The sequence below is a fragment of the Fusicatenibacter saccharivorans genome (assembly GCF_015557635.1).
GTDB classification, from domain to species: domain Bacteria; phylum Bacillota; class Clostridia; order Lachnospirales; family Lachnospiraceae; genus Fusicatenibacter; species Fusicatenibacter saccharivorans.
The window spans coordinates 65091-79042 of sequence record NZ_JADNOP010000006.1 but is presented as its reverse complement, the minus strand read 5'-3'; the positions used below and the strand labels follow the sequence as shown (position 1 = coordinate 79042).

Below are 13952 nucleotides of genomic sequence, written 5' to 3'. Positions count from 1 at the left end.
TCGCCTCCACCATATTTTTATTTGCATGTCCTTTTCTTATGCTTTTCGGCTCTGCATGCTCTTATTTCCTTCTTTTCCACCTTCCCACCGCTGTTCGCATTCTGGCGCACAGCCTCTTTCAGGATTGCCGCTTTAAAGGCTTTCGGTGCGCTTCCCATCCATTTGCTCATCTCTAATACGCAGTTATATTTTTTGTAATCCACTTTTTTAGCCATTTTTCTTTCTCCATTCTTTGTACTCATTTATTTCGCTGCATTTCCAAAACAGCTCTCAAATCACGCATCCGGAAACAGATCGTATTTTTCATTTTCGACGAAACCATTTTCTCTGAGTTCTTTGATAAACCGAATGGCTGTTTCAGCTCCCCATTTCCCCTGCAGAAGCATCATAAGCGGAATGTGAATATCCCGGAACTGTCCAAGCGGCCATTCGAACATATGCTGTTCTAATACATTCATCCCACTAAGCTGCAGCATTTCTTCTTCAAAACGCTCTTCATACGCAAAATCAAAATACTCCGTATCTACCCAGAAACGGCCGCCGTTGCCAAGCTCTCTGTTTACTTCATTGGCAAACAAAATGCAGTTCTCCATATTCCACTCATTGATCATGATGGGATGAATGAACCACAGCAGGCGGATCTGATCATTTTTCAGCACCTCCATCGTACCTTGGATTTCCAGCGGCGGAACCAGATTATTTTCATTCTCTAACAAGTAAAACATGTGCCATGCTTCCGGGTACATCTGACGCACTTTTGATGTGTTGTCCTTTTTTATTACACGAATGCCAAATAGCTCCCTCTCGCGTTTTACAATTCTTCCTACGACTTCCATGCTCTCTTTTTTCATATGTTCTTCCTCCTGTATTGATACTACATGTAGGTTCAGATACTGCACAGACTGAAGTTCTGTGCAGTATCGTATCATGATTCACTGTCCTTCTGGTGTCAGATTTTTGTCCGAACTGCCGCACTCTGAAATTTATGGCTCTTACATTGCCAGATATTGCTCTGCCATGCAGCACAGACTTTCCTCGTCAATGACCTCCAGGAAGGCATCTTCATCCCCGTATAACGCCTTGCCAATATGTTTGATCGCCTGAATTCCAACCATAAGCTCCTCTTCCTCCTGGTATTGACAATAGTTTAACAATCTCCGTATTGTCTTGAGGCTCACTGATTCATCCTCTTCAATATATTCTGATAATTCTATATCCCGCAGGATGCTGGAGGCTACAAAATTATATCTTCTTGCCGTTGTCATGAATCTTTCTGTATTGAACCAGAAACTGATACCATCCTTGTTATCCCGCAGGACATTCGAGAATTTCTTCAGCAGATGGGCTTTTTGAATGGTTGTAACTTTGATCCGCTCCCGTTTTGCCTTGCCCGGGGTATGATAAGCATCTTTCTTAGTAAATTGAATTTGTTTTCCCATTTTGTCCCTCCAACTTTTTTCTTCTGATCTTGTCTTTGTTGTGGGAGAGATATCCCGACCGAAATCGACAATATCTCTCCGCCCTGTTTCACGGCCTTATCGTTCGAGATAAGGCTTTAACTCACTCTCTGCAAACGTTTCGATCTTCGCATCCAGTTCTGACAGCTTCTCCATAAATCGAACCATCAGCTTTTGAAATGCCTGCTCCGACTTTATTTCCACAATTCCTTTCTCATTGCGCTTTGCTTCCTCTTCGGAAAAGATCTCCGTCGTATCTTCAAATACATATGGTTCAACGACCTGATCCATGAAGTTCATCATTGCCTTGTATACTGCTGTCGGCAATGCAATTTTCTTCACCTCGATCATATTGCGAATGTCGTAATATACGTTTTCATCCTCAATATCCATGTCGCTGACAAATTTTCTGAGTCTTTCATAGCACTCCATAATCTGCTGTTTCTGAAAATCAGTTGTTGTATTCATGATCTTTCTCTCCTCTTCATTCAGTTTAATTGGTTCAGCTGTTCTTTCCCGCAGTCCACCCTCCGGTAATTCCAGATATGCTTCCAGCTGTTCCAGCAAGCCTGGAATTCTCGGATCTGGCCCATTTGATGTTGCTCTTTCCCAGTCCTTTACCGTATTATGTGATATCCCAAGTGCGTCGCCAATCATCTCATGAAGCCTTGCCTTACTGGGTACTGCTTTCCCCTTGAATTCGCCCGTTTTCTTGATCAGATTGAGTACGGTTCTATATTTTGCATTATCAAATTTCATCATTTCGCTTCCTCCTTTTTCTTTAATCCGCGATTTTATCATACAATATTTGTTCCTTCTAAAAAGGGTAGGAACAGTGTGAGCAAAAAGGTAAGCAGTTTTCCTAACATTTTCATTCTCCTCCTTTCTTTTTGCCCCATAAAAAGTGTGACCGCTGCATCAGCAAACATCTTGCACACAACGGTCACACTTTTCCGGGGGTGTTATTTTTATATTCTACAGCTTCATCAGATTTACTTTTTCTGATCTTTCTCTGTACTAAGATATCCCTTTACGATCGCATGGTCCGGAAATCCAGGTTCCACGGATGCTCTTCGGCTGTGTTCTTTATCATAGGTTTGAAAATCTTTCCCCCACGGATACGTAATCCGATCGCGCCTTACAAATTCTCTGTCATAATCTCCAAGCTCAACTACAATATCGCGTGTAATCAAATGATCTTCTGCAAATTCATATGCATATCCTCTGTCTGCGTGTTTCTCAAAGATGCTTTGACCGCATGGCGTGTATCTCTCGAATCCACCCTGTGAAAGAATATGATCAACCACTTGCAAATTCCAGCTTGTCTCCGTCGTCTCCCGCCGCAGGTTATTGCAGTCTGCAATCATAAGCACTGGATTTTTCTTTTCCTTTGCCTTATTCACAACAATTTCCAATTCTTCGGCACGCTGGCTGTAATCCACCATTCGAATCCGAAATCCGGCAACGGTAAGAAACTGTCCGTTCTGGTCTTCCAGATCCACCAGCAGGAAATTCGGATGATTGTTTTTCATCGTCGTAATCACCGAATCATCCACTGCATGAAAAGTGTATACGTCCCTCTTCCAGAGAATTCCAACCTCATTTGTCCCATCATTCTGCGTGACTGCGTGCTGATATCCGGCTCGCTCCATCTCAGCCCAGAAATAACCAATCGTGCTGTGCTGAAACAGTTCTGTTAACACAATAATGTCTGCATTCTGGTCGATCAGTTCATCGATCACAAACTGTGGAATCCCCTTTCCCATACCACTGCGCTGATTGATGTTCCATCCAATTACTTTGCTCTTCATTTGCTTTTCCTCCATTTGGTTAAAATAATTTTACATAATCCAAAAATACCATCGTCTCCACAGCCGGCGTTCCGGCTGCGAACCGAGCATGCTCTATCCCCTCGGTAAGCAGCAGCCGCTCCCAAAGTTTTGGATAACTCTGGAAATCAAATCTGCAATCATCCAGAATCACATATTCTTTGATCTCTGGATGTTCTTCCAGGTATGCTGCAATTCCGGCACCTCTTTTGTACATCCTGTCCTGCGTGTGTCCCGATATAATCAGGCCATATCGGGCGAGCTTGGAAACCAGATATCTGTAATCTTCATCTGTGGGTTCTAGTTCCTTCCAGTCAGATGACAGAACGATATCCGCTCCGCCAAACTTGCTGATTGTCTTTGCCAGAACCTCCACGCGCGCATCGTCAATTCCCTGATATCCTTTTGGGGTTTGCTGGACGGTGGTCCTGGTATTCAGGACGCCATCGACATCCAGAAATACTACAAAGTTTTTATGTTTTTTGCCCATTTGTGTTCTCCTTTCCCTACCCTTGCAAAAAAGCAGCCGAATAGATCAAATCTATCCGACTGCTTTTCCGGGGGTGTTGTTTTTATTGTTTTAATTATCTGGTGTTTTTATTACCATTCACTGCAGTCCTTATCGTATACTTCTTCTCGCTCTTCTTCTGTGTACGATGACAACCACTCGCTCTCCACATCATTTCGATCAGCAATTTCCTGATCGAAGCTGCCTTGATGACCGCAGTTCAGGCATTCATATTTGTCGCAATCAGATTGACTCACGACCAGACCGCCTTTGAAGCCGCAATTCGGGCACTCGTATTCATCTGCATATCGCTGTGCCCTTAAATACACATTCAGATTTAACTGCAGTTCTTCATATTCTGGATTTTCAAATAACTTAGAATTTAACATGTTGGATGTCCTCCATTTTTTTATTTTTCCCGAAAAGTAGTCAGCATCAAATCCTCTGACAAAATTCCGGGGGTATTGTTTTTATTGTCTTGTATTGTTTTTTTCTTCTTTTTCACATTGGAAAGACAGTACACTGGCTGTATTCTATTGTCTTTGTTTCTATTCTATTTTTCTACTGTCGACAATCATTTTCATGCACCTCTCTTTCCTGTAAGATTTTCAAAATAATACTCCATTGCGCAGTACATTAAATAGAAATAGTGGAATTCAGACATTCCTAACACGCACGATCAGAATGCATGCAGGCTCAAATTCGACAAGTTCTTATTTTCCCGAAAAATATTCGACAAATTTTGATTGTCGTCTTGTAATATTACTTTTCCGGGGGTATTATTTTTATAGATGTTCCTGTAATAAAAAGACTTTGCAACTTTCAAAACTAAAACTGAGCAATGGCATATTCCTCTTATCACTAAGAAGGCCTTGCTCACAATACTAATTATGTCAGAAATCTGATTAGCCATCTTAACTTGGCAGAATGGAGATTAACATGAAGATTAAACTTACGTTAAAAGATTATCTTAGGCAATTGCAGTTAATGAATAAGCAATATGCCCAAGAAGAAGCCTTGTATCCTTGGATATATATGCTATTACAAATGACTAAACATAAAGATGTATCTATTCAATTAATTGCTAAGGCCTCAAACACCAAAGCACTTCCAGGAAGGAAACTTTTGGGTGGTAAAAAAAATGATAATATTAGCCTAGCGTTTCCAGATATAGCAATTTTGGGAAACAAATTTGATGCCACAGCAATTAAATCCGAAGATTCAAAAAGCACTAATGAACAACTTCCTTATATTTATGGCTGTGTTGAATGCAAAAAATCCGATTCAAAATTGAGTGATTTAGACTCTGGAACATATTCTATTATTAGCAACTTTGTACAAATAAAATTTAACCGTGATGCCAAGAATGTTATTTTAAAAGAATTAAAGACAACGATTAATCCCGTTGCCTTCGTAGTCGATATACTACCCACCCCAGAAAATGTATGTTATCTACGTTCTATAACAAAATACGAACAATTAAAAGATCCTGCTGGAACTCTTTCTAAACTCTTAGATAACTTTTATGATGATAAGGATTTTAAAGATAAAAAAAACATTTTCATTAAACCAAGACTCAATACATTTATCTTAAAAAAACAAGATAATTCATTGTTGCCGTTTGATCCTGATATTTCAGAAATAATAGGCGAATTATTATGGTATGGCCAGGTTCTTTATACAAATGGACTAATATGGAAATATTTCAAAATAACAAAATTGAACTATTCTGATGAATCGAACAATCTAAATCTTATTGAGTTAAGGAAAAAACTATTGCATGACAAAAGTTTTGTTTTTGAAAATTTAGCTTTTGAAATTGATGTCGCTGAAATTGCTGATTTCACTGACAAATACCCTAACTCCGAAGTTGCATCCACCGAATGGAATAAATTAATTGATGCACTTGCCAAGATTGACTGGCGTCAAGATCCAACCGTCACTATTAATTGAAATTACAAAATTCTCAATTGTGGGAGATAATATATGACAAATACCAAGCAAATAATCATAACCCTCAACGCCAAGGCTCTTTTTGATTATTTTCCCAAAAAGCCCACTGAAAACAATCAATGTTTCAAACTGGATTTTTCCGACCCCGTTCACAGCTACGTGGTCACACAGGAAATCACGCGAGAGGATTGTCCTCTTTTTCATCAAATTTATGAAGTTCTGAAGAAAAGACAGGGCTCTTCCTTTCAGGTCACGGAGAAAACTTTATATGATAAATTCCTTATCGTTGATTTTCAGGATATCTTTCTTTCCTTTGACAAATCTTCCGATCCCAAATGGAAACTGAAAGATCAGGAATTTCTTCAGAAAGATGCGCGGGATCTGATCGAGCATGGGTTTGATCTTTATTTTCCAGATTCTGACAAAGCTGTCCATATGTCTGCATTTGATAAGAGTGGAAACATGACCCGCCACAGCAGGATTTCGTTCATTGATGAAACTCTTTACGATGAATTAAATCTCCGCCTCAATTTAGGAATTGATTTTTTCGGAAATAAAATCAAAATAACAGAAAGTAAATATTATGCCTACCGGGGATTGTATCTGTCTTCTTCCAAAAGAATTGATTCTGAAGAATTACGTCTTACTCCTGAGACATTTGTAGTTGTGCAGGACGAACGGATAGCCTCTGGTAAACGTGAAAACAAACCAGCGACTGGATATAATTATCAGCGGAATGTCCCCTTATTAACAGCAGAAAAAACAACGAATTCAGATGAAACAATAGATTACCAATTTTTAAAACCGAAAACGGAAGAGTTTTTCTATGTAGATACTCCTTTCGATGGTTCTGGCTTTATCACTCCAACCTATTCATGTTATGTCAATACTTCTCTTGGAACATCCGACGCAACCTCTTTTCAAATAAGGCTCCCCTTTATAAAAGGAATGCTTCATGAGGTTGATGTTCACGCATTTTTAAGGGAACATAACAGCGATAACGATTCACACACAAACTTGTATACTGATGCCTTTGGATTTAAACGTGACCTGTATAAAGCCCATGTTTTTGTTACCAAAAGTATGTTTAAAGCATATAGCTGGTTAAAGCAGTATTGTGAAGCTGCAAAAAAAGAGGGTAAAACCATTGATCCGATGGAATTTTATTGCAATGCATTAAAAAAATACGACCATGCATTATATATTTCGGGTACTAATTTACCTTATGGACAGTCAAAATATACGCATTTAAGCTATCAGATGATTAATACCCTTGATTTTTCTGAAACACAATTTGAGCATATTTTAAACAGCCATTGCTCCTTTATTAAAAATCCCATTAATTATTTAAAAAGTTGTGATGGCCTGCTGGATACTGAAAACATGGTCAGTGACGATGAGGCAAACGACACGGATGAATTAGAAAATATTTTTACTGACACTGAATCGCCGGTATGGAAAAAGGCTCTCTTTAAGAATCCTGCTCTTGCAAATGATATCTATATAAAATCGCAATTGCAGAACATTCAAAAAGGGCTTTTAACAAAACTGGTGAGCGGAAAACTGCTTGTAGAAGGCCAAACACGGTATTTGTGCCGGGATCTGCTGCCATTGCTTGTAAGCCTGCTGGAAAAAGAGACCGATATGGGCGGCTTTTTCACATACTATTTATTTGATCGGTTCTATCTTCCTATGACTTCAAATCAACAGTTAGACAAAAAATGGGATTATCTTTCCTATTATGCCTTTTTCAGAAGCCCACATCTTTCAAGAAATGAACAGTTTATTATGCGGCGTTTTACAAATACCGATGAAGCGCATTACACAAAAATAGGACATGTAAATTATAATTCCTTTAAAAAGCATCTTAAAGTTTATCAAAAATATTTCGGTAAATTAACTGGTATTGTTATGGTTCCACGAGGTTCCGTTGCTCCTTTATGTTTAGGCGGCGCTGATTTTGACGGCGATTTGGTTAACGTTATATTTGATCAGGATGTTGTAAACGCAGTTGCATCTGGATGCTACGATACAGAAACGTATCCATACCGTATTCTTCCCATTATCACAATTCCTGCTTTGGATTCTCCTGCTGTTGAATTAAAGGCACATGTTCCATTCGAACATATCAAAAATACCTTTTCCAACCGGATCGGACTGATTTCCAATGCATCCATTTCCATTGGGCAGACCGAGTATGGCAAGCCGTTAAATTCATCATCAAATTCCACGAACCAGGTACTTGTGACAAAGCCAAATGCTTCATCAACTCCTGTTCCTCCTTCGTGTGAACATTGTACCTTATTGACCGGTTTGGAAATTGATGCAGCCAAAAATGGAAAGCACCCTAATTTAGATCCCATTCTAAAGGAGCAAACGCATCAGAATTCCTATCTGACGTTTTTGAAAAAATGGAAACAGTTGCGCTCAGAAGAAAATTATTATTTCAGCAATTTGACTGTCAAAAACAGTAAATCTTCCAACGAAGAGAAGTTCACGATTTCCGCAAAGGATTGTCGGACAAACGCAACTTTTTCTGTTCCAGATTATGGAACCTGTATTAACAAATTGCCTGGCCGTTTTAGAGATGAATTGGAAAAATACAAAGCGAAAGAAAAAGTCCGCGATAATACCTTAAAGTTGTTCCTTGCGCCGAAAAAAACATCTGCTAAAAATAGTGCAGCGATCAAAATTTTTGAAACGCAATGCCGTGAGATTTTATCCACGCATTTCTTTTACATCCATTCTCTTCTTCCTATTATAAGAGAAGAAAAAAAAGAGGTTTTCTATGCACCGGAAAATCTTCTGAGAAATTTGTTTCAAATTTATGATGAAGAAACTGCGATTCAGCTTCAAAGAATTACGGTTCCAGCCTTAAAAAGTAAAATACAAGAGCATATTACGGAAAGCAATTCCATTCAGGACATGCGCACACGTCTTCTTCATGAGCAATGGCTTCTTCAGCCTTCTGATCATCGTGGAAAGGCATTGGAGTACATCATTGGAAATGGATTCAAAGAAGCTTCCCTTGATGAAACGGAGCGAGAACTGCTGTTCCATTTTTATCAGCAGGGATACAAAACGTTATGGTTAATTCTTTCCTGTATAAAGGTGCCAACACAGGATGCCCCTTTTGATGTTCTAAAAGAAAAAGCGATAAAGCAAATGGAAAAGTCAGAAGAGAAAAGAAAGGCAAAAAAGGCTCCTAAGGAAGAACTTCCGCCCATTTCTTCCTATGTGGCTTCAAATTCGGACTTCATCAGACACCTGGACAACGCTGCCCGTAATTTTTACGTAAATAATGATGCAAATGCACAACGCAAGATCTACCGTATTTGTCTCCGCGAACTGGAAGAACTGATTGACCATTCATCTGTCGATATGGGACAGCTTATTACCACATTGCATAAGCTCACAAGAACAAGCTCTGAAAACCGGAATTTCTTCTGGGATGCATTTGTGTGGGAAGATATCGATTCTCATTTGAAAGGAAGTGATACTACATGTTGAATGAAAAAGCGGAATTCGAAGCATATATAACAAATCCCGAATCAAGCTCGCCAAGAATTCAGCCTAAATTACTTACTGGAAATTTCAGTACGGACTGCGGTTTATATGGAATTGAACAGATTCTGGTTGTACTTGCAAGAGGATATATTTTTGACACTTACCGTGAAGATGAAATTTATTCAGATGGATTTGTTCGCCCTGAACTTTTGAATGATACAAAACTCTTTTTACAACGCTGGCTTGGCTTCCATTTTGAGCATGCGAATTCTCCGGAACGTAATCCCGCTCCCAGTTACCGCCGACAAGCTTCGAATGGGACAGACTATTTTCGTGAGGCAGACGGATGGTTTAAAAAATATTGGATGGCACATTGTGAGAAAAACGAGAAGGAAAAAGAAACTCTTTGGAAGAACCTGGAGACCAAATGGACCGAAACTTTGTCCGTCAACGATTATCGGGAAAATCAAATAACATTGAATTCCGTAATTGCCCAGGCACTCAATCGTGGGTCATTAAAAGAACAGTATTTGGTCTTTCGGAAAGATCCTTCCGGCGCTCCTGTGAAAAATAAAAAAGAACGTTTTTCTTATTTATACAGTCTGAAGGCTGGCAATGATGGTAAAATACACACGCTGTACGAAAAAACACGTGAACGCTTACTCAAAAATATAGCCGCGTATCTCTTAAGTCAAAAATACCATCCCAAAGGTCAAACATTTGTACTGCTCTATAGAGGTCAGCTCCTCAACTGGTATGGTATTGATGATGCGAAAGGGGCGCGAAGCATCTGGTATTTCCCACGCTGCGTATGGGGGCTGGAAACGAAGGAACAAATTATGGAAGCTTACAGCCGAGAAAGTCAATGGAACTTTATCAAATTTTCTGTCAACCAGGCATTTCTCTCCTATTTTGACTTTCACCTGATTGATCCATCACAGGCTTGTGATGTTGATACGTCTAAATATTGGATTCTTCAGGATATGGGGCATGGGAGCAAGAGTTTGAGATGTTGGAACCAATAATTGGGAAGATGGCGGATTTACCGCCACCCTCCCAATTATTACCTATGTATAAAACCGCCGCTGATGAAGCAACGTTATGTTATGACTCATCATTTATTTCACGTACTTCCTAATAAATAAAAATCAAGCGTTCGTAAGCTTTACTGAGTAGACTATAATTTGTGGCTTTCTTTTGATCACTTATAACCTGTAAAATGTGAATTTCCTATAAAATTAACTCTCGATATGCAGAAATATCATATTCCCTACATTTTCAACAAAAAACAATAGCAAATTCGAGAGTTAATTAACTCTCATAAAATTCCTTTTAAAGTATGCTACAACTGGCTTAAATCAAGAACATGTCGAAACGAGAGTTAATATTTCAAGAAGTTCACATAAAAAATTCCAAGCATTGTAATCAACACACTAATTGACAAATATTTATGTACTTTTATTCAGATACCTCCTGTCGCTTTCTCTAGCATATACCTTTTGAAAGATATATATAAGCTGAGAATTTCGTTTCTAAGAACACTTAAATTTTAACCATTCCTTTTAGCATAGCATGGTCTGGCAAACCTTTAATTCCTAAATAATCATTTTCCGTTTTTCCCAAATATCCATTTTCTTCCGTAAGAAAACTCCAATCATATGTAGCAATGGGACTACATTTTACATCTTGATATCCGTTGTATACAGAATCTAAACCTTTTTCTACAAGCCAGTCTAAGCCAACTCTATCGCCATCCTTAAATACAAAACTATGGTAATCATTAACTATCCTTGGACCATATACCTCAGCAACTGATGAAAAATATTCGGATAATGTATTATGAACACAGTTGAAATCCCCTAAACACAAAAATCTATCTATATTATTAAAGCAGCTTTTTAAATAATTATATTGAATTAACTTTGTGTCACTTTTTGTTTTAATTCGAGTACCAATAATACTTAATTTCTTATTTTCAATCTCAATATCAACCTGTAAAAATTCAGGACGATTAACATCGCAGACATCTACAGTCTTAACTGCAATTAATTTGTACATTAAATTTCTACGCACACCGATACAAACTTGATTATATCCTTTTGAAACAAATGGAGAACAATATAGATCAAACTCTTTCTCCAGATCATGTTTAAATTCTTCCCAACCATTTGATGCGCAAAATTCAACTAAAGCAAATATATCTACAGAATTAATACACTTACTAACAAATGATGGAATTTCATATCCTATTCCACCCATTGCATGCAAGTTCCACTCTAAATATTTTATTTCCATATAAGCCTCCACAAAATTTAAGTTTTTTTACTAATCGCTCGATAATCGAGTAGACTTACACCTCACAATGTAAGCCCCTCACAGAACCGTACGTGCGGCTTTGCCGCATACGGCTCTTCATAATAATATTTACAGTTTCAAAACAAGCTGACATAAATCTTTGGCATTTCCAATGGATAATATTTCAGCATTTCAATGAATCCTTCTCTTGTATAACTCTTTCTGTCACTTCGTCTGTTCAGCACCTTAAACAGAAGTTGCTTCATATTTTTTAACTAAATATCTATAAATGAGCAAATACCGAAAAGTGCACAAAACTCATAATTTATTGTGCGCATTATGCGGACAATAAATTGTTTAATCCTCTTAATGTCCGTGTATAGCAGATTTGTTTGTGCAGTTTTTCAAATTTGCTCATTTATAGTAAATATGCATTCTTTATTTTCATCTCCTAACACAACAATTTTCCCATCCACATCATAAACATAAAAATCATGCACAAATTTCGCCAATCCGCATTCTTTCAATTCATCCGCAATTTGCTGCGCTTTCTCCCGCGTAATCTCTTCCTGATACAAATATCCAACATGCACTTCATATTCAAATCCTCTTTTTATAAAGAACTCCAAAAATTCTTTCTGCACTTCCTGCGGATTTTTTCCTGCCTGTCTGATTTTTGCTAGATCTGTATTTATTTTTATTCTGGATCTCTTTTGAATCATTTGTTTTCCTCTTTTCCTGGCTGTTTTACCTACTCTGCCGTAAAGGTTTCGTCCTTGAAAAGTTCTGCCCAGGCAACAACTTCATCTGTATCAACAATCATCCCGCCTGAGCCAAGATTTGCGTAAAAATACTTCTCAGCATCGTTGTATCCGCCAATGGTCCATTCATATTCATCTTTTGCACTTTTCCATACCAGAAAACACCATGTGCCATCCTTTGGTAATCCTTTTTCCGAAACAAGATGCCATTTTTGTACGCTCAAATTAAAATTCATTTTCTTCCCCTCCTCCGCGTATTGAAGCTTTCTTGAATAACAACCACGAAAAATATCTCCTTAGTCAAAGTGGATATTCTCAATCCGCTTCGCTACTTGCTTGATTCGGTTAAATGAGACTGTCGCGATCTGTATAAACACTAAGACAGTTTCTTTGTATCATCACAATGTTCTTACTCAAAGTATGTCGCACTTTCCGTTATTCTGCAAGCGAAAACAAGAAATTTCTCTACAACTTTATCACAATACTGTTCTCATATTTTCCATCATAAAGTATTTCTCTTCTGTCCGCCTAATTTGTTCTGATGCATTTTATTCTGCATAATATTCTTCTCCTGTATCCAGGCAAATCACCGCCAGTCTTCCATTATTTCCGCCTGCTCCGCAGTCAATCGCAATGTGATTATTTTTCTTAAAGATATATCCGGGTCTGCTGTTTCCAAGAATATTCTGCGTAGGGATGTGTCCGCTCACCACAGTAATGTTTTTAAAATACGCGATGTCAAAATCGGTTCTTTTCCACACAAGTTCCTCCACAGAATACTCCTCAAGCTGCCTTGATTCCGAAAAATGTTCCAGCCCTGCGTGAATCAGCCAATATTCCCCATTATTTATAATTTTCTTCCCATACGGACGAAATGATTCTATATATTCCACTACCTGTCGCCGCTCTTCCTGCGGAAGTTTCAAGAACTCCTGAATTGTGCTGATTCCGCCGTTCAACGTCCATTCTGCAAAGGACTGATGTGCCTGTGATGACATTTTATGAAGAAAGTCCTTCGAAAGTTCCGATACCAGAAGTTTCAGACACGGAAGAGCCATGAGCTCATGATTACCCATAATGGGAATGATATTAAGGTTTGCCATCATATATTTCAAGGTATTCATGGAATCCGGCCCCCGGTCGACTACGTCACCCAGTACATAGAGTGTATCATCTTTTCCAAGGAGTATCTGCTCCATCAGGTTCCTGAACAGCTCATATTGTCCGTGAATATCACTCATCGCATAAATCATTTACTTTTTTCCATCTCTCTTACAAGATCACAAAGTTCTTCTTCCCAGTCGCTGATTTCCGAATACCAGATACATCCATACACACCTGGAAGTTTCATATTCCTTGAGGAACATACGATAATGTTGGTTTGATTTCCCCGCTCCTGCAGAATCCGAACTAATTTTTCTCCCGCTTCTGTGTCGCTGATGGATCCTGACCTCATTGGAAAATGCATATCTGTGATAATCAGATCGAACGGCTCTCCTGCGTTTTCTGCATCTTTCAACATTTTCAGACCATCTTCCACATTAGACACCTGCTCAACCGATGCCACACCACAGCGGTTACCTAATATTTTTCGAATTGCATTTGCCTTATAAACACTGTCCTCGAAGTTCAGAACTTTCAT

Annotated in this window: 15 protein-coding genes; 3 read left to right on the top strand and 12 right to left on the bottom strand. The window is 38.6% G+C overall.

From position 1 onward, the window contains the following. Positions 1-17 precede the first annotated feature (17 nt). From I2G42_RS06705 to I2G42_RS06675, 7 genes are all read right to left on the bottom strand, one after another. Positions 18-215 carry a hypothetical protein gene (locus I2G42_RS06705; RefSeq protein ID WP_195530889.1) on the bottom strand — a complete coding sequence of 66 codons (198 nt, stop codon included), beginning with the start codon at positions 213-215 and terminating at the stop codon, positions 18-20. A gap of 60 nt (positions 216-275) precedes the next feature. Then, on the bottom strand, positions 276-851 hold the full coding sequence (locus tag I2G42_RS06700; protein WP_195530888.1) for a hypothetical protein: 576 nt from the start codon (positions 849-851) through the stop codon (positions 276-278). Between the two features lie 141 nt (positions 852-992). Beyond that, positions 993-1439 (bottom strand): hypothetical protein, encoded by a 447-nt coding sequence (locus tag I2G42_RS06695; protein ID WP_195530887.1) that lies wholly within the window; start codon positions 1437-1439, stop codon positions 993-995. Positions 1440-1535: 96 nt separating this feature from the next. Then, positions 1536-2219: a hypothetical protein gene (locus I2G42_RS06690; RefSeq protein ID WP_147398239.1), complete on the bottom strand. Its 684-nt coding sequence runs from the start codon at positions 2217-2219 to the stop codon at positions 1536-1538. A 230-nt stretch (positions 2220-2449) separates the two neighbouring features. Beyond that, the gene (locus I2G42_RS06685; protein ID WP_055228069.1) at positions 2450-3268 is read right to left on the bottom strand and encodes an endonuclease/exonuclease/phosphatase family protein; all 819 of its coding nucleotides are present in this window, start codon (positions 3266-3268) and stop codon (positions 2450-2452) included. 19 nt (positions 3269-3287) lie between these two features. Beyond that, entirely contained in the window at positions 3288-3776 is a 489-nt protein-coding gene (locus I2G42_RS06680; protein WP_055220061.1) for an HAD domain-containing protein, read from the bottom strand. Between the two features lie 110 nt (positions 3777-3886). Beyond that, complete coding sequence (locus I2G42_RS06675) at positions 3887-4183, bottom strand: hypothetical protein (protein WP_055228070.1); 297 nt, start codon at positions 4181-4183, stop codon at positions 3887-3889. Positions 4184-4733: 550 nt separating this feature from the next. On the opposite strand from I2G42_RS06675, the gene I2G42_RS06670 reads away from it, so the two are divergent. From I2G42_RS06670 to I2G42_RS06660, 3 genes are read left to right on the top strand one after another with little or no spacing between them, the layout of a single operon-like run. Further along, a complete protein-coding gene (locus I2G42_RS06670) occupies positions 4734-5747 on the top strand; it encodes a hypothetical protein (protein WP_055228071.1) in 1014 nt (337 codons plus the stop codon). A gap of 33 nt (positions 5748-5780) precedes the next feature. After that, positions 5781-9257, top strand: a complete 3477-nt coding sequence (locus tag I2G42_RS06665; RefSeq protein ID WP_055228072.1) for an RNA dependent RNA polymerase — start codon at positions 5781-5783, stop codon at positions 9255-9257. Then, a complete protein-coding gene (locus I2G42_RS06660; protein WP_119207754.1) occupies positions 9251-10279 on the top strand; it encodes a hypothetical protein in 1029 nt (342 codons plus the stop codon). Before I2G42_RS06665 ends, I2G42_RS06660 begins: the two co-directional genes overlap by 7 nt. Before the next feature lie 517 nt (positions 10280-10796). Here I2G42_RS06660 and I2G42_RS06655 read toward each other — a convergent pair. The 5 genes from I2G42_RS06655 to I2G42_RS06635 all read right to left on the bottom strand — a co-directional run bounded on the left by I2G42_RS06655 (position 10797) and on the right by I2G42_RS06635 (position 13952). Beyond that, positions 10797-11549 carry an endonuclease/exonuclease/phosphatase family protein gene (locus I2G42_RS06655; RefSeq protein ID WP_195530886.1) on the bottom strand — a complete coding sequence of 251 codons (753 nt, stop codon included), beginning with the start codon at positions 11547-11549 and terminating at the stop codon, positions 10797-10799. Positions 11550-11953: 404 nt separating this feature from the next. Beyond that, positions 11954-12271, bottom strand: a complete 318-nt coding sequence (locus I2G42_RS06650; RefSeq protein ID WP_195530885.1) for a hypothetical protein — start codon at positions 12269-12271, stop codon at positions 11954-11956. 29 nt (positions 12272-12300) lie between these two features. Next, positions 12301-12546, bottom strand: a complete 246-nt coding sequence (locus I2G42_RS06645; RefSeq protein WP_195530884.1) for a hypothetical protein — start codon at positions 12544-12546, stop codon at positions 12301-12303. A gap of 312 nt (positions 12547-12858) precedes the next feature. Continuing rightward, positions 12859-13563: a metallophosphoesterase gene (locus I2G42_RS06640; RefSeq protein ID WP_195530883.1), complete on the bottom strand. Its 705-nt coding sequence runs from the start codon at positions 13561-13563 to the stop codon at positions 12859-12861. Beyond that, complete coding sequence (locus I2G42_RS06635) at positions 13560-13952, bottom strand: response regulator (protein WP_195530882.1); 393 nt, start codon at positions 13950-13952, stop codon at positions 13560-13562. Before I2G42_RS06635 ends, I2G42_RS06640 begins: the two co-directional genes overlap by 4 nt.